Source organism: Nocardioides sp. GCM10030259 (assembly GCF_042666375.1).
In the GTDB taxonomy this organism is placed as follows: domain Bacteria; phylum Actinomycetota; class Actinomycetes; order Propionibacteriales; family Nocardioidaceae; genus Nocardioides.
In genome coordinates, this window is record NZ_JBHTDF010000026.1 from 30228 (window position 1) to 45376 (window position 15149).

The following is a 15149-nucleotide window of genomic DNA, read 5'->3' on the forward strand; positions in this document are numbered from 1 at the left end:
CACGGAGCCGACTCTCGAACCGGACACCTCCGCGCCGGCCCCACCGGTGGACGTGCTGTGTCCGTCGAGGCTGGCGCACCCGGACGACCCGGCGGCGTCGGAGCCCGAGAAGCCGGCGACGGAGGCGCCGTCGCTGCCGGCCCCGGAGCGGGTCTGGGCGTGCCGCTACGACCAGGTCGACGTCGGCCAGGCGCCGGACGGCGGCCCCGGCCACGCCTGGGTGCGTCACGGGGCGCCGCGCGAGGTCGCCGAGTCGGACGTCGGCGGTCTCGCCGACGCCGTCGCCGGCTTGACGCCGTCCGACCCTTCGCAGATGTGCACCACCGACTTCGGCCCGCGGTGGCTGGTCGTCTACCCGCACGACGCCGGAGTGGTCGGCGTCGTGGTCGACGACTTCGGCTGCCGGCAGGTGCGGCTGACCGACGATCCGGCCGGGACGGCGCCCGGCGAGGCGTCGGGCAGCGGGATCGTGTCCGGCGTCCTCGACGGGGGCGTCGACGTGCTCGCCGCGGCGGGGGTCGGTCGGGCTCGCTGAGGTCGGGTGCGGGGGCGTCTCAGGCGCCGGAGCTCTGCTGCTCCACGGCGAGCCGCAGCTCGCGGACGGCTCTCCGGGCGCGGTTGCCGTCGGAGCCCTGGATGCCCATCGCGACCGCCGTGCTGCCGTCGGCCAGGTCGAGCGTGACCCAGGGGGCGCCCGGCGGGAGGTGTACGCCGACGACCTGCGCCCAGGCGTACTCGCGCCGGCGATAGCCGTTGACCACGACCAGGCGCTCGCGCTCGGCGACGACGCGCGAGCGCACCAGCGCGAACCACAGCGCGAACGCCAGGACCCCGAACCCGACCAGGGTGAGGCGCTGGAAGACCGTGAACCGCGCGCGGGTCTCGTCGTCGAAGCCGAACCACGCGAGCGCGCAGACCAGCAGCAGGCTGGCGCCGAGGGCGACTCCCGCCACGCGCACGCCGAACGGGCGCCAGGTGTGCGGGAGCGCCACGGGCTCAGAGACGGCAGGCATGGATGTCGGTGAGCAGGATGCCGCGGGCGCCGATCTCGTAGAGCTCGTCCATCAGCTTCTGGGCGCCGTCGCGCGGGACCATCGCCCGCACGGCCGACCACCCGTCCCGATGGAGCGGCGCGACGGTCGGGCTCTCGATGCCGGGCGTCAGCCGGACGGCATCCTCGACCCGGTCGGTCGGGATGTCGTAGTCCATCATCACGTAGCTCCGCGCGACCAGGACGCCGTCGATGCGGCGCTTGAAGATCTCGAAGCCGTCGGGCACCGCACCCGAGCGGGTGACCACGACCGCCTCGGAGTCGAGGATGACGTCGCCGAAGACCTCGAGCCCGGCCTGCCGGAGCGTGCCCCCGGTCTCGACCACGTCGGCGATCACGTCGGCGACCCCGAGCTGGATGCTCGTCTCGACGGCGCCGTCGAGGCGGACCACGGTCGCGTCGATCGACCGCTCCTCGAGGAACGACCGCACCACACCGACGTACGACGTCGCGATGCGCGTGCCGGCGAGCTGGGTGAGGTCGGTGTAGACGCCCTTCGGCCCGGCGAAGCGGAACCGGCTGCGGCCGAACCCGAGGCCGAGGGCCTCCTCGGCCTTCGCGCCGGAGTCGGCGAGCAGGTCACGGCCGGTGATGCCGACGTCGAGGGTGCCCTCCCCGACATACAGCGCGATGTCGCGGGGGCGCAGGTAGAAGAACTCGACGCCGTTCTCGGCGTCGGTGAGCGTCAGCTGCTTGGCGTCGTCGCGCTGGCGGTATCCGGACTCGCGCAGGATCTCGCCGGCCGACTGGGCCAGCGACCCCTTGTTGGGGACCGCGACCCTCAGCAGCTTCTGGGGGACAGACATGGTGTGGACCTCACAGGTGTGCGTAGACGTCGTCGAGCTCGATGCCGGTCGCCAGCATCAGGACCTGGGCGTGGTAGAGGAGCTGGCTGATCTCCTCCGCGGTGCGGTCGCGGCCCTCGTGCTCGGCCGCCATCCAGGACTCCGCGGCCTCCTCGACCAGCTTCTTCCCGATGGCATGGACGCCGGCGTCGAGCTGCTGCACGGTGCCGGATCCCTCGGGTCGGGACCGCGCCTTCTCGCTCAGCTCGGCCCAGAGCTCGTCGAACGTCTTCACGCGCTCAACCCTACGGCGTGCCCTTCGCGACCTGGCGCACGGTCCGGGCGGTGAGCAGCGCGGCAGAGGCCGCCTCGTAGCCCTTGTCCTCCCGCGAGTGCGGCAGCCCCGCGCGGTCCAGCGCCTGGGCGTCGTTGTCGCAGGTGAGTACGCCGAAGCCGATCGCGACCGTGTGGTCGAGCGCGACCCGGACGAGGCCGTCCGTCGCGGCGTTGCAGACGTAGTCGAAGTGCGGCGTGCCACCGCGGATCACCACGCCGAGCGCGACGATGGCGTCGTACCCCTGCTGCGCCAGCGCCGACGCGACCACGGGCAGCTCGAACGTGCCCGGGACGCGGACCGTGGTGGCCGTCGCGCCGTACTCGGCCGCGGCCCGCTCGGCCCCGGCGATCAGTCCGTCCATCACCTGGGTGTGCCAGCTCGCGGCGACGATCACGACCCTGAGCCCGCTCGCGTCGAAGACCTCGGTCTCGGGTGCTCCGTCTCCGGCCATGTCAGGCTCCGTCCTTGATGTCGGTGTCGAGGTTGGGCAGGTCGTGGCCCATCCGGTCGCGCTTGGTCAGCAGGTAGGCGATGTTGTGGTCGTTGGGGTGCGGCGTCAGCGGCACCCGGGCGGCGACATGGACGCCGAAGTCCTCGAGGTTCTCGACCTTGTCGGGGTTGTTGGTGAGCAGCCGGACGCTGGTGACGCCGAGGTCGCGGAGCACCTGGGTGGCCGTGCCGTAGTGGCGCGCGTCCGCCGGCAGGCCAAGGTCGAGGTTGGCGTCGACGGTGTCGCGGCCGCCGTCCTGGAGCTGGTAGGCCTGCAGCTTCGCGACCAGGCCGATCCCCCGGCCCTCGTGGCCGCGCAGGTAGACGACGACGCCGCGCCCCTCCGTGACGATCCGCTCGAGGGCCTCGTCCAGCTGCGGACCGCAGTCGCAGCGGGCGCTGCCGAACACGTCTCCGGTCAGGCACTCGGAGTGGACGCGCGTGAGCACGGGCTGGTCTCCCGAGATGTCGCCGTACACCAGCGCGATGTGCTCGGAGTCGTCGACGGTGATCCGGTAGCCGTACGCCGTGAACTCGCCGTGCCGGGTCGGCAGCCGGGTCTCTGCGACCCGCTCGACGAGGTTCTCGTGGCGGCGGCGGTAGCGGACCAGGTCGTCGATCGAGATCATCGCGAGCCCGTGCTCGTCGGCGAACTCGCGCAGCTCGGGGGCGCGCTTCATGGTGCCGTCGTCGTTGACGACCTCCACGAGGACGCCGGCCGGCGTCAGGCCGGCGAGCGTGGCGAGGTCGACCGCGGCCTCGGTGTGGCCGCGGCGCACGAGCACGCCGCCCTCGCGGTAGCGCAGCGGGAAGACGTGCCCGGGCCGGGTGATCTCCCACGGCTCCGTGGCCGAGTCGGCGAGCACCCGCACGGTGTGGGCCCGGTCGGCGGCCGAGATGCCGGTGGTGACGCCGTCGCGGGCGTCGACGGAGATCGTGTACGCCGTCCGCATCTTGTCGCGGTTGTGCGGGGTCATCAGCGGGATCTCGAGCCGGTCGAGCATGTCGGCCGGCATCGGCACGCAGATCACGCCGCTGCTGTGCCGGATCGTGAACGCCATCAGGTCCGGCGTGGCCTTGCTGGCCGCGAAGATGATGTCGCCCTCGTTCTCGCGGGTCTCGTCGTCGACGACGATGACCGCCTTGCCGGCGGCGATGTCGGCGACCGCCCGCTCGACGCTGTCGAGCCGGACGCCCTCGTGCTCGTGGGTCGTCATGCCAGGACCTTCTCTCGTTCGATGGGGTCGTCCGCGTCCCTGGTGGCGCGCCACCAGGTGACGAAGCCGGCGACGCACAGGGCGCCGTAGAAGACGTAGAGGATCGCGGAGGGGTAGTACTGGGAGTGCCAGAGCAGGGGTACGCCGACGAGGTCGACCGCGATCCAGGCCAGCCAGAAGTCGTTCCAGCCGCGGGCCATGGCGTACGTCGCGACGATGGAGCCGACGAAGATCCAGGCGTCACACCAGTAATACCAGCGCGGGGCCGGCCACCCGGCGCCGATCACGGAGAACAGCCATTGGCAGACCAGGACGCCGGCGGCCGCGGCGACCAGGTAGCCGACGCGCTCGCGGGCGGTCGCCCAGCGCGGGTCGATCGCCGGGGCGTCTCCCCCGCTCCCCGCACTCCGGCGGAGCCGCTGCTGCTCGCGCCACCGCATCCAGCCGTACACGCTGGTGGCGATGAAGAAGACCTGACGTCCGGCCTGCCCGAAGAGCGGCTGCTGGGCGTAGGCGTCGAAGGTCGCGGCGATGAAGACCGTGAACAGCAGCACGTTGCCGACGATGCCGACCGGCCAGGCCCACACCCGACGGCGCAGGCCGCCGATCGCCGAGCCGAACCCGAAGGCGTTGCCGAGGATCTCGCGCCAGGTGATCGGGTGGCCCGAGATCGTCAGGTGGGCGTCGTACAGCGACGAGAGGAAGCTCATGCGCGTACTCGCTTCGCTCCGTGCGCGCATGAGGCACAGCACGCACTGCCTTGGATGATTCGCTCGCTTCGCTCGCTCATGCGTCGTCCTTCGTGAAGGGCAGCAGGCGCTCGACGTACTTGGCGATCACGTCGACCTCGAGGTTGACGCGGTCTCCGCGCTGGCGGGTGCCGAGCGTGGTGCGGGCGAGGGTCTCGGGGATCAGGCTGACCGTGAACCGGTCGTGACCGGCCTCGACGACCGTGAGGCTGACGCCGTCGACGGTGATCGAGCCCTTGTCGACGAGGTAGCGGCTCAGCGCGGTCGGCATCGCGATCTCGACGACCTCCCAGTGCTCGCTGGGGGTCCGGCCCACGACCTCGCCCACGCCGTCGACGTGGCCCTGGACGATGTGGCCGCCGAGGCGCTTGTCGGCGGTGACGGCGCGCTCGAGGTTGACCCGGTCGCCGGGGCGTACGCCGTACAGGCTGGTCTTGTCGAGCGTCTCCTGCATGACGTCGGCGGTCCAGGTGTCGCCCTCGACGTTCGTGACCGTCAGGCAACAGCCGTTGACGGAGATCGAGTCGCCGAGCCCGACGTCCTCGAGCACCGTGGTCGCGCGGATGCCGAGACGGATCGCGTCGCCCTGGTCCTCGACGGCGGCGACGGTGCCGAGCTCCTCGACGATTCCGGTGAACATGTCAGTCCTCTCCTGGAGCGAGCGTGAACCGGACGTTGCCCTCCGGGTCGTCCGCGAGCACCGTGATGTCGGTGACGCGGGGACGGAACGCGTCCGAGATGGTGGTGATTCCGAGGTCGGCGACGGCACTGCGGCCGGCGCCGAGGAGCATGGGCGCGACGTACACGACGATCTCGTCGACCAGGCCGGCCTCGAGGAACGCGGCGGCCAGCGTCGGACCGCCCTCGAGGAAGACGTGCTGGCGGTCGCGCGCGTGCAGCTCAGCCAGGGCGGTCCTCGGGTCGCGGGTGCGCAGGTGGACTGTCTCCGCGTCGCCGTTGAAGATCCGGCGGTCCGGGTCGAGGTCGCGCTCCCCCATCACGACGCGGAGCGGCTGGCGCGCGAGCGGGTGGTCGTGCTCGTCGCGGACGGTGAGCAGGGGGTCGTCGACGGCGACGGTGTTGGTGCCGACCAGCATCACGTCGCAGAGTGCGCGCAGCCGGTGGGTGTCGCGACGCGCGGCCGCCGAGCTCACCCAGCGGCTGGTGCCGTCGACCGCGGCGCTGCGGCCATCGAGGGTGGTGGCGAACTTCCAGGTGACGAACGGGCGTCCCTGCGCGTGCGCGAAGGTCCAGAAGCGGTTCAGAGCTCCCGACTCAACCGTCAGAAGTCCCGACTCGACGTCGACGCCGGCCGCGCGCAGGGTCTCGGCGCCACCGGCCGCGGCCGGGTTGGGGTCGGGCTGGGCGAACACGACACGTCGTACGCCGGCAGCCACGAGCGCCTGCGCGCACGGACCCGTGCGTCCGTGGTGGTTGCAGGGCTCGAGGGTGACGACGGCGGTCGCGCCGCGGGCCCGCTCGCCGGCCCGGGCGAGTGCGTCGGCCTCCGCGTGCGGCGTGCCGGCGCCGCGGTGGTGGCCCTCGGCCACGGTCGCGCCCTGGTCGTCGAGGATGACGCAGCCGACGCGGGGGTTGGGGCCGAGCGGCACCCCCGGGGTCGCCGCGAGCTCGAGCGCGCGCCGCATGGCGGCCTGCTCGGCTGCGGTGATCATCTGGTCCGCCCCTCGTGTCCGGTCGCGGACTCCGGGGCTGACGGGTCGTCACGTACGACGTACGTGACGACACCTGCGTGCGCTTCCCATCCGGACTTTGACCGTCGGTCCAGGAGTTCCACCTGGTCAACCGATCGCTGGCTGCGACCGGGTCGCGGACTGTTACCGCCGGCTCGGAATTTCACCGACCCCAGAGCACGCGAGCTGTTGGCTCGTCGGGACGAGTGTGCCACAGGCACCGTCGTACGACGCCGTGCGTCGTGTCACACAGCGGGACCGGCCCGGCCTCAGCCGGCGGCGGCCTCGGCCTTCCCGCGCAGCTCGGCGACCATCCGGTCGGGGTCGTCGGCGGAGTAGACGGCCGAGCCGGCGACGAACACGTCGGCACCTGCCTCGGCGCAGCGCTCGATGGTCTCGAGGCTGACGCCGCCGTCGACCTGGAGCCAGGTCTCGACACCGTGCTTGTCCATCAGCTCGCGGGCGCGGCGGATCTTCGGCAGGCACAGGTCGAGGAACTTCTGGCCGCCGAAGCCGGGCTCCACGGTCATGATCAGCACCATGTCGAGCTCGGGGAGCAGGTCCTCGTACGGCTCGATCGGCGTGGCCGGCTTGAGCGCCATCGACGCGCGGGCGCCGGAGGCGCGGATCTCGCGGGCCAGCCGCACCGGCGCCTTGGCGGCTTCCACGTGGAAGGTGACGGAGCCGCAGCCGGCCTCGACGTACGCCATCGCCTCGCGGTCGGGGTCCTCGATCATCAGGTGCGCGTCGAGCGGGACGCCGGCGGAGCGAGCCAGCGCCTCGACCATGGTTGGTCCGAAGGTCAGGTTGGGCACGAAGTGGTTGTCCATGACGTCGACGTGCACCCAGTCGGCGCTGCCGATCCGGGCCACCTCCTCGCCCAGCCGCGCGAAGTCGGCGTTGAGGATGCTCGGCGTGATCTGGATGTGGCCCACGCGGCCGATCCTAGGGGACCTGCTTCGTGAGGGCCGCGGTGATGGTGGCCCGGGCCGCGGCCGCCGCTTCCCAGGAAGCGTAGGTCCCCTCGCCGAACAGCTCGCGGCCCGCGTCGGCCAGGGCGGCGTACGCCGCGAAGGCCAGCGCCCCGCCGGTGGAGATCCGGGCCGCACCGAGCTCCGCGAGCCGTGCGACGGGCGGTGATCCGGGGCCGGCGAGCACGTTGACCGGCCGGTCGACGGAGCCGATGACGGCGCCGATCTGCTCCTCGGACCGAACGCCGGGGGCGAAGAGCACCGGCGCGCCGGCCTCCTGGAACCTCTGCAGCCGGGTGATCGCGTCGTCGAGGTCGCGGCCGTGCAGGAGGTTCTCGGCGCGCGCGGTGATCACGAAGTCCTCGCCCGCTGCCTCGACTGCGGCGGCCACCCGCTCGACGGCGAGGCCGAGATCGTAGATGTCGGTGCCGCTCCAGTCCTCCACCGAGCACCCGGCCAGTCCGGCGGCCTTCGCGAGCGTGACCGTCTCGGCGACGCCGGTGGGGTCGTCGGCGAAGCAGTTCTCGAGGTCCGCCGAGACCGGTACGTCGACGGCGGCGGCGATCGCGGTCGCGTGGTCGATGGCCTCGTCCCGGGTCACCGATCCGTCGGCGCGCCCGAGGGTGGCCGCGAATCCGCTGCTGGTCGTGGCCAGGGCGCGGGCGCCGAGCGAGACGAGGATCCGGGCGGAGCCGAGGTCCCACGGATTCGGCAGCACCAGGGGGTCCGCGGGGCGGTGCAGGTCGAGGAATGCGCTCATGCGCCCATCCTGCTCACCCCGACGGCGTGCGTGCGCGCGGGTTTCGGACGGGACCCTCAGACTTCGTCCGGCTCCGCCGGGGTCTCGGCGCCCTCGCGCTCGTCGCGTTCCGCCCACTCGAGCAGCGGCGCGATGTCGTAGACGTGGTCGTCGATGTCGGCGTGCAGGTCGCCGAGCTCCGCGAAGCGGTCCGGCACGGTGAAGATCGTGAAGTCGCGGGGCTCGGCGTCGTCGATCTCGTCCCAGCGGATCGGGGTCGAGACGCGGGCGTCGGGCAGTCCGCGCACGGAGTACGCCGCGGCGATCGTGTGGTCGCGGGTGTTCTGGTTGTAGTCGACGAAGACCGACGCCGGGTCGCGGTCCTTGCGCCACCAGGTCAGGTCGACGTCGCCGCCGGCGCGCCGCTCGACCTCGCGGGCGAACGCGTGCGCGGCACGGCGTACGTCCTTGAAGCCGTGGTCCGGGCGGATGCGCACGTAGATGTGGATGCCCTTGCTGCCGCTGGTCTTCGGGAAGCCGACGACGCCGAGCTCGTCGAGCACCTCGTGGACGACGTGGGCGACGCGTCGCACGGCCGCGTAGTCGCACAGCGGTCCGGGGTCGAGGTCGATGCGCCACTCGTCGGGCTTCTCGGTGTCCTCGCGACGGCTGTTCCACGGGTGGAACTCGACGGTCGACATCTGCACCGCCCAGATCACCGACCCGAGCTCGGTCACGCACAGCTCGTCGGCGGTCCGGCCCCACCGCGGGAAGTACAGCCGCACCGTCTCGACCCACGGCGGCGCCCCGGCGGGAAGCCGCTTCTGGTGCACCTTGTCGCCCGCGAGGCCCTTCGGGAAGCGGTGCAGCATGCACGGCCGCTCGAAGAGCGCGTTGACGATGCCGGGGCCGACGGCGAGGTAGTACTCGACGAGGTCGAGCTTGGTGGCCCCGCTCTCCGGGAAGTAGACCCGGTCGGGGTTGCTGACCCGCACCACCCGGTCGTCGACCTCGATCTCGACGGACGGTGACTTCGAGGGCATGCGGCCAATCTAGGGGGTGGCGGGCCCTACGGTTCGGACATGCGCTTCGACGGAAGAAACCTTCGTGCCGGGTGCAACACGGTGCCGGGGTCGAGGAGTCTGATCGGGTGTGACGAGGAACGACGCCGAGGAGTTCGCCGAGTTCGTGCGGACCACCGGGCCCCGGCTGCACCGAGCGGCGCTGCTGCTCACCGGTGACCACCACCTGACGGAGGACCTGACCCAGGCGACGTACGCCCGGGTCTACGCCTCCTGGCGGCGGGTGTCGCGGGCGGACGACCCGCTGGCCTATGCCCGGAAGACGCTGCTCAACGCGTACCTCTCGCACCGCCGGCTGCGTCGCAACAGCGAGCTGCCGGCCGATCCCACCCTCCTGCCGGAGCGCTCCGGGCCGGAGGGCGACCCCACGACGCGGCTGGACCTGCTGGACGCGCTCGCCACCCTGCCGCCGCACGACCGGGCGGTGCTGGTGCTGCGCTACTGGGAGGACCGCAGCGTCGCCGACACGGCCCACGACCTCGGCCTGACCGAGACGGCCGTCCGCACCCGATGCCATCGCGCGCTCCAGCGGCTGCGGCCGCTGCTCGCCGACCTCACCGAGAGGACCACCTCATGACCGACGACACCTCCTTCGACTCCCCCGACGGCTTCGACACCGCGCTGCGCGATCGGATGGCCGACGAGCACCCCGACCTCGACCGCCTGATCAGCGCCTCCACCCGCGCCGGCACCCGGATGCGGCGGCGGCGTACGGCGCTCGCCTCCCTCGGCGGCGTCGCCGCCGGCATCACCGTCGTCGGCATCGTCGGCGCCTCGCTCGGCGGCGCCGGACGTACGCCCGGCGCCGAGCCCGGCCTCGCGTCGGACCCGACCCCGACCCCGAGCCCGACCCCGAGCGCGGTCGTGCCGCCGCCGGGCACCCCGGTGTTCGTCGACGACGCCACGTGGGAGTGCTCGGAGCCCGGCGACGAGAAGTTCACGTGCGCCAAGGACGGCGGGACGGTCGTGGTGACCGTGCGAGCTGCGTCGTCGCGCGTCGACTACCTCGACCCCGCCAAGGCCGACGTGCTGGCCGGCGTGCACACCTGGGTCAGCAAGGCCCACGGCCGGCTCTTCGCGACCGTCGCTCCGTCGCCCGGGACCACCCAGGCGCAGGTCGACGAGGTCGGCCGGGCCCTGACCTGGGTCAGCTGACCTTCCGCAGCAGCGCCACGAACATCGCGTCGGTGCCGTGCCGGTGCGGCCAGAGCTGGACGGTCCCGGGCAGCGGCCCGGCCCCATCGGCCACCTGCGGCAGGAGCGCGCCGGCGTCCTCCAGCGAGACGTCCTGCCGATCGGCCAGCACCGCCTCGACGATGCCGCGCGTCTCGGCGAGCACCGGCGAGCAGGTCGCGTAGAGCACGATCCCGCCCGGCCGGGTCAGGTCCAGTGCGCTGTGGACCAGCCGCTGTTGGAGGGTGGCCAGCTCGTCAAGGTCGGCGGGGCGGCGCCGCCACCGCGCCTCCGGCCGGCGCCGCAGCGCACCGAGCCCGGTGCAGGGCGCGTCGACGAGCACCCGGTCGAAGGCAGCGGGACGGTACGGCGCTGCCGTGCCGTCCGCTGCGACCACGCCGGCGACCGCGTCGGCACCCCGCAGCGCCGTACGCACCAGGCCGGCCCGGTGCGGCTGGCGCTCGGAGGCGACCAGGCTCGCCCCGCGCTCGGCCGCCAGTGCGGCGAGCAGCGCGGCCTTGCCGCCCGGGCCGGCGCACAGGTCGAGCCAGCGGGCGTCTGCCCCCTCGAGCGGTGCGGCAGCGGCGGCGACGGCCACGAGCTGTGATCCCTCGTCCTGCACTCCGGCACGGCCCTCGGCGACCGCCGACACCTCGCCGGGATCACCGCCTGTCATCGTGACGGCGTACGGCGAGAGTGCGGTCGGCTCCCCCGGCAGCTCGTCGCGAGTCGCCCGTCCGGGGCGCGCCACGAGCGTCACCCGCGGCGGCTCGTTGTCGGCCGCCAGCAGCGCGGGCAGCTCGTCGTCGCGGCCGAGGGCGGCCCGCAGCTCGTCGACGACCCAGGCCGGGTGGCTCCAGGCGGTCGCGAGGTCGGGCGCCACCGCGGCGACCCAGGCCCCGCGGTCCTGCTGGGAGACCTTGCGCAGCACGGCGTTCGCGAAGCCGGCGGCCCCCGCGCTCACGCGGTCGCGGACCAGGTCGACGGTGGTGCTGATCGCGGCGTGGCTCGGCACCCGCATCGCCAGCAGCTGGTGGCAGCCGAGCCGCAGCGCGTCGAGCACCTTCGCCTCGACCTTGCGCAGCGGCCGGTCGATGCACGCGGCCAGCACGGCGTCGTACAGGCCACGCCAGCGGATCGTGCCCGACGCGAGCTCGGTGGCGAAGGCCGCGTCGCGCCCGGAGAGGCCGTGGCGCCGGAGCAGCGACGGCAGCACGAGGTTGGTGTAGGCGTCGTCGACCCGCACGGCCTTGAGCACCTCGAAGGCGACCAGCCGCGCGGGATCCACCCGGCTGCGGCGCGTCATGGCCCGAAGCTCGCGCCGCTCTCGAGGCGCAGTCCGCGAGCCCAGTCGGCGGCGGGCATCTGCTTCTTGCCGAACGCCTTCACCTCGCCCAGCTGCACGGCGTGGGTGCCGGTACCGACGAGCACGACGTTCTTCCCCACCTCGAGGCGGCCGGGCTCCACCGGCAGGTCGGTGAGCTTGACCGGTCCGAGCTTGACCCGCTCGCCGGCGTACGTCGTCCACGCCCCGGGTGCGGGCGTGCACGCGCGGATCTGCCGGTCGATCGCGACCGCCGGCCGGGTCCAGTCGACGCGCGCGTCGTCGACCAGCACCTTCGGCGCGAGGGAGATGCCTTCGGCCTGCTGCGGGCGGGCCTCGAGCGAGCCGTCCTCGATGCCGTCGAGCGTGAGGACCAGCAACCCGGCGCCGCCCTCGGCGAGCCGGCCGAGCAGGTCGCCCGCGGTGTCGGTCGGGCGGATCCGCTCGGTCATCACCCCGAACGTCGGACCCGCGTCGAGCGCCTTGACGATCCGGAACGTCGTCGCTCCGGTCACCTCGTCGCCGGCCCAGATCGCGTGCTGGACGGGCGCGGCGCCGCGCCACGACGGCAGCACCGAGAAGTGCAGGTTGACCCACCCGTGCGGCGGGATGTCGAGGGCGGACTGCGGCAGCAGCGCGCCGTACGCGACCACCGCGCAGCAGTCGGCCTTCAGGTCGCGCAGGGCGTCCTGGAAGTCCGGGTCGCGCGGGTGCTCCGGCTTCAGGACGGGTACGCCGAGCTCCTCGGCGCGCTGCGCGACCGGACTGGGGGTCAGCCTGCGCCCGCGTCCGGCGGGGGCATCGGGCCGGGTGACGACGCCGACCAGGTCGTGCTTAGACCCGGCGATGGCGTCCAGGGCGGGGACGGCGACCTCGGGGGTGCCGGCGAAGACGACCCGCATCAGATGCCGAGTCCGCGGGTGGCGTGGGGCGACACCTTGACGGTGGGCTGCTCGAGGCCGAACCACTCCGACTCGCGGATCGCCTTCATCGCGGCCTTGCGGGCCTCGGCGTCGAGCCGGTCGACGAAGAGGACGCCGTCGAGGTGGTCGGTCTCGTGCTGGATCGCGCGGGCGAGCAGCTCCGAGCCCTCGATCACGACCGGCTCGCCGTGCATGTCGAAGCCGTGGGCGACCACCGACAGCGCGCGGGTGCAGTCGAAGCTCAGGTCGGGGATCGAGAGGCAGCCCTCGGGGCCGTGCTGGGTGTCCGACGACAGCGTCAGCGTGGGGTTGACCAGGTGGCCGAGCTCGCCGTCGACGTACCAGGTGAACACGCGCAGCCCGACGCCGATCTGCGGCGCCGCGAGCCCGGCCCCGGGTGCGTCCATCATCGTGTCGGTGAGGTCCGCGACGAGGCGACGCAGCTCCTTGTCGAAGTCCACGACCTCGATCGCGGGCTTGCGCAGGACCGGGTCGCCGAAGAGGCGGATGGGCTGGATGGGCACCGGACCATCCTAGGGAGCCGTCACAGCGTGGGCGGATCCACCTGCACGCGTACGGCGTCGAGCTTGCGCGCCGAGCGCACCCGCTGAAGCTCACCGAGCGCCCGCGACAGCGCCACACCCTCCGCTCGTGGCACGCGGACGACGACGCGGGACTCCCCCTCGGCACCCCGCGCGTCCAGGGCGACCGGCCCGAGCACCTCGGCGGACGCCGGGGCCGCCAGCAGCGTCAGCGCGTCGTCGACCGCTCCCGGCTCGCCGGTGATCGTGGCCAGCCGGCTCGCGGGCGGCAGGTGGGCGGCGACCCGCTCGTCGGTCTCGCGGGCGGCGTGCCCGGCGGGGTCCCAGCGCACCAGGGCCTGCAGCGTCGGGTGGGCCGGCTCCCCCACCGCGACCACCCGGCCGCCGGGCCGGACGAGCGCGGCCGCGTTGGCCCAGCGGCGCAGGGCCTCCTCGCCGGCGCGCAGGTCGATGCGCGAGAGCAGCAGCCACGTGTCGAGGAGCACGACGGCGGCGTACCCGCCCTCGGCGACCGGTTCGGCGCCCGGCGTGGCCACGACGACCTGCTTGACGGCGGAGACGTCGGCCAGCACCGAGTCGCCGGAGCTGGTGCGCACCCGAACCCCCGGCAGCGCACGGCCGAGCTCCTCGGCGGTGCGGGCGTCGCCGAGCACCGGCGCCCGGAGCCCGCGGTGACCACACTCCGCGCACGCCCACGCCTCGTCGGCCACGCCGCACCACCGGCAGGCCGGCGGCACGGCCGGTCCGCGGAGCGCGAGCGGTCCGCGGCAGGTCGTGCAGCGCGCGGGGGTGCGGCACCGCTCGCAGGCCAGCGCGTTGACGTAGCCGAGCCGCGGCGTCTGCACCAGCACCGGCCCCGTCTCGATCGCCTCGCGGATGGCCAGGTGCACCTCGCGGGGGATGCGCGCGCCGCGGGCGTGCACGTCACGGTGGGTCTCCTCGCCGGCGATCGAGACGGTGAGCCGGCGGCGTACCTCCGCCCGGTCGGGACCGATCTCCTGCGCCCACCCCGTGCGGAGCAGGTAGGCGCTCTCCACGGTCCGGACGAAGCCGCCGATCAGCGCACCCGCGCCCTCGCGCTCGGCGCGCAGCAGGAGGGTCTCGCGGGTGTGGGGGTACGGCGCGCGGGGCTCGGCGTGCAGGTCGTCGCCGTCGTCCCAGATCACGACGAGCCCGAGGTCGCGCACGGGTGCGAACGCGGCGGCCCGGGTGCCGACGACGACCTGGCGAGCGCCGCGGCTGACCGAAAGGAAGTCGCGGTAGCGCTGGGCCGGGCCCGACTCGGCCGTGAGCGTCACGTGGTGGCCCTCCCCCAGCACGCTCGTCAGCGCACGGTCGACGCGGGCGACGTCCTTGCCGTCGGGGACGCAGATCACGACGCCGCGGTCGGAGGCGCGCGCCGCGGCAGCGGCGTGCGCGACCAGCAGCGGCCAGTCGGTGGCGGGCGCCGCCGCCCACACCGCCCGGGGGCTGCCGCCGCCAGCGAGGTGGCGCAGGAAGGCCGGTCCCGGCTCGTGTCCCGCCCACGCCACCTCTCCGCCGTCGGGATCGTGCCGCCACGGGCCGGCCGGGGCGGACGGCTCCTTCTCGGTCGTCGCGTGCCGGTTGGGGATCGCGAGGCGGAGCACGTCGGAGCGGGTGCCGGCGTACCTCTCCGCGAGCTCGCCGGCGAGTGCCGCGATGTGCGGGTGCAGCACGGGTTCGGCGCTGACCACGCGACGCAACGGGGAGAGGCGGCCGGTGTGGTCGCTCTCGCTGCCGCGGGCGATCACGAAGCCGTCGACGTCCTGCCCGGCGAAGCGCACCTTCACCCGCGCGCCGGGCACGGCGGCGTCGGCCATCGCCGCGGGGACGGCGTAGTCGAACGGTCGGTCCAGGTGGGCCAGCGGCACGTCGACGAGGACGCGGGCGACCGGGTCGACCGCCGCCGGCTCCGCCTCCGCGGTCTTGCGCGCCCGGGTGGCCCGGGCCTTCGCCTGCGACGCCTTGACCTCCGCGCGCGCCAGCCCGGGCAACAGCTCGGGGTGGTCGTCGTCGGCCATGGGCGAAGTTCTACCAGCGGCCGGCGACGGCCAC

18 protein-coding genes and 1 riboswitch are annotated in these 15149 nt (G+C 73.7%); of the genes, 3 read left to right on the forward strand and 15 right to left on the reverse strand.

From position 1 onward, the window contains the following. Nucleotides 1–52 precede the first annotated feature (52 nt). On the forward strand, nt 53–535 hold the full coding sequence (locus ACFQQI_RS23710; protein WP_378569085.1) for a hypothetical protein: 483 nt from the start codon (nt 53–55) through the stop codon (nt 533–535). A 19-nt stretch (nt 536–554) separates the two neighbouring features. Here ACFQQI_RS23710 and ACFQQI_RS23715 read toward each other — a convergent pair whose 3' ends face one another. From ACFQQI_RS23715 to ligD, 11 genes are all read right to left on the reverse strand, one after another. Further along, a complete protein-coding gene (locus ACFQQI_RS23715) occupies nt 555–1013 on the reverse strand; it encodes a PH domain-containing protein (RefSeq protein ID WP_378569086.1) in 459 nt (152 codons plus the stop codon). Continuing rightward, nucleotides 997–1857 carry an ATP phosphoribosyltransferase gene (gene hisG, locus ACFQQI_RS23720; RefSeq protein ID WP_378569087.1) on the reverse strand — a complete coding sequence of 287 codons (861 nt, stop codon included), beginning with the start codon at nt 1855–1857 and terminating at the stop codon, nt 997–999. The genes ACFQQI_RS23715 and hisG overlap by 17 nt, the downstream gene beginning before the upstream one ends. Before the next feature lie 10 nt (nt 1858–1867). Next, complete coding sequence (locus tag ACFQQI_RS23725; protein ID WP_378569088.1) at nt 1868–2131, reverse strand: phosphoribosyl-ATP diphosphatase; 264 nt, start codon at nt 2129–2131, stop codon at nt 1868–1870. Nucleotides 2132–2141: 10 nt separating this feature from the next. Continuing rightward, nucleotides 2142–2624, reverse strand: a complete 483-nt coding sequence (gene ribH / locus ACFQQI_RS23730) for a 6,7-dimethyl-8-ribityllumazine synthase (RefSeq protein WP_378569089.1) — start codon at nt 2622–2624, stop codon at nt 2142–2144. A 1-nt stretch (nt 2625) separates the two neighbouring features. Continuing rightward, nucleotides 2626–3879 (reverse strand): bifunctional 3,4-dihydroxy-2-butanone-4-phosphate synthase/GTP cyclohydrolase II, encoded by a 1254-nt coding sequence (locus tag ACFQQI_RS23735; RefSeq protein WP_378569090.1) that lies wholly within the window; start codon nt 3877–3879, stop codon nt 2626–2628. After that, on the reverse strand, nt 3876–4589 hold the full coding sequence (locus tag ACFQQI_RS23740; protein ID WP_378569091.1) for a nicotinamide riboside transporter PnuC: 714 nt from the start codon (nt 4587–4589) through the stop codon (nt 3876–3878). Before ACFQQI_RS23740 ends, ACFQQI_RS23735 begins: the two co-directional genes overlap by 4 nt. Nucleotides 4590–4665: 76 nt before the next feature. Then, complete coding sequence (locus ACFQQI_RS23745) at nt 4666–5268, reverse strand: riboflavin synthase (RefSeq protein WP_378569092.1); 603 nt, start codon at nt 5266–5268, stop codon at nt 4666–4668. A 1-nt stretch (nt 5269) separates the two neighbouring features. Further along, a complete protein-coding gene (ribD, locus tag ACFQQI_RS23750; protein WP_378569093.1) occupies nt 5270–6301 on the reverse strand; it encodes a bifunctional diaminohydroxyphosphoribosylaminopyrimidine deaminase/5-amino-6-(5-phosphoribosylamino)uracil reductase RibD in 1032 nt (343 codons plus the stop codon). 73 nt (nt 6302–6374) lie between these two features. Continuing rightward, nucleotides 6375–6504: riboswitch (FMN riboswitch) on the reverse strand. An 84-nt stretch (nt 6505–6588) separates the two neighbouring features. Beyond that, nucleotides 6589–7254, reverse strand: coding sequence for a ribulose-phosphate 3-epimerase (gene rpe, locus ACFQQI_RS23755; protein ID WP_378569094.1), 666 nt, complete (start codon nt 7252–7254; stop codon nt 6589–6591). A 10-nt stretch (nt 7255–7264) separates the two neighbouring features. Beyond that, nucleotides 7265–8050: an isocitrate lyase/phosphoenolpyruvate mutase family protein gene (locus ACFQQI_RS23760; RefSeq protein WP_378569095.1), complete on the reverse strand. Its 786-nt coding sequence runs from the start codon at nt 8048–8050 to the stop codon at nt 7265–7267. Between the two features lie 56 nt (nt 8051–8106). Continuing rightward, nucleotides 8107–9072: a non-homologous end-joining DNA ligase gene (gene ligD, locus ACFQQI_RS23765; protein WP_378569096.1), complete on the reverse strand. Its 966-nt coding sequence runs from the start codon at nt 9070–9072 to the stop codon at nt 8107–8109. A 109-nt stretch (nt 9073–9181) separates the two neighbouring features. On the opposite strand from ligD, the gene ACFQQI_RS23770 reads away from it, so the two are divergent. Together ACFQQI_RS23770 and ACFQQI_RS23775 are read left to right on the forward strand one after the other, a co-directional pair. Then, nucleotides 9182–9688, forward strand: coding sequence for a SigE family RNA polymerase sigma factor (locus ACFQQI_RS23770; RefSeq protein ID WP_378569097.1), 507 nt, complete (start codon nt 9182–9184; stop codon nt 9686–9688). Then, the gene (locus tag ACFQQI_RS23775) at nt 9685–10266 is read left to right on the forward strand and encodes a hypothetical protein (RefSeq protein ID WP_378569098.1); all 582 of its coding nucleotides are present in this window, start codon (nt 9685–9687) and stop codon (nt 10264–10266) included. Before ACFQQI_RS23770 ends, ACFQQI_RS23775 begins: the two co-directional genes overlap by 4 nt. On the opposite strand, the gene ACFQQI_RS23780 is transcribed toward ACFQQI_RS23775, so the two are convergent. From ACFQQI_RS23780 to ACFQQI_RS23795, 4 genes are read right to left on the reverse strand one after another with little or no spacing between them, the layout of a single operon-like run. Continuing rightward, the gene (locus ACFQQI_RS23780; protein ID WP_378569099.1) at nt 10259–11590 is read right to left on the reverse strand and encodes an RsmB/NOP family class I SAM-dependent RNA methyltransferase; all 1332 of its coding nucleotides are present in this window, start codon (nt 11588–11590) and stop codon (nt 10259–10261) included. The genes ACFQQI_RS23775 and ACFQQI_RS23780 overlap by 8 nt on opposite strands. Further along, on the reverse strand, nt 11587–12510 hold the full coding sequence (gene fmt / locus ACFQQI_RS23785) for a methionyl-tRNA formyltransferase (RefSeq protein WP_378569100.1): 924 nt from the start codon (nt 12508–12510) through the stop codon (nt 11587–11589). The genes ACFQQI_RS23780 and fmt overlap by 4 nt, the downstream gene beginning before the upstream one ends. Further along, a complete protein-coding gene (def, locus tag ACFQQI_RS23790) occupies nt 12510–13055 on the reverse strand; it encodes a peptide deformylase (RefSeq protein WP_378569101.1) in 546 nt (181 codons plus the stop codon). Before def ends, fmt begins: the two co-directional genes overlap by 1 nt. 20 nt (nt 13056–13075) lie before the next feature. Continuing rightward, entirely contained in the window at nt 13076–15115 is a 2040-nt protein-coding gene (locus ACFQQI_RS23795) for a primosomal protein N' (protein ID WP_378569102.1), read from the reverse strand. Nucleotides 15116–15149 lie beyond the last annotated feature (34 nt).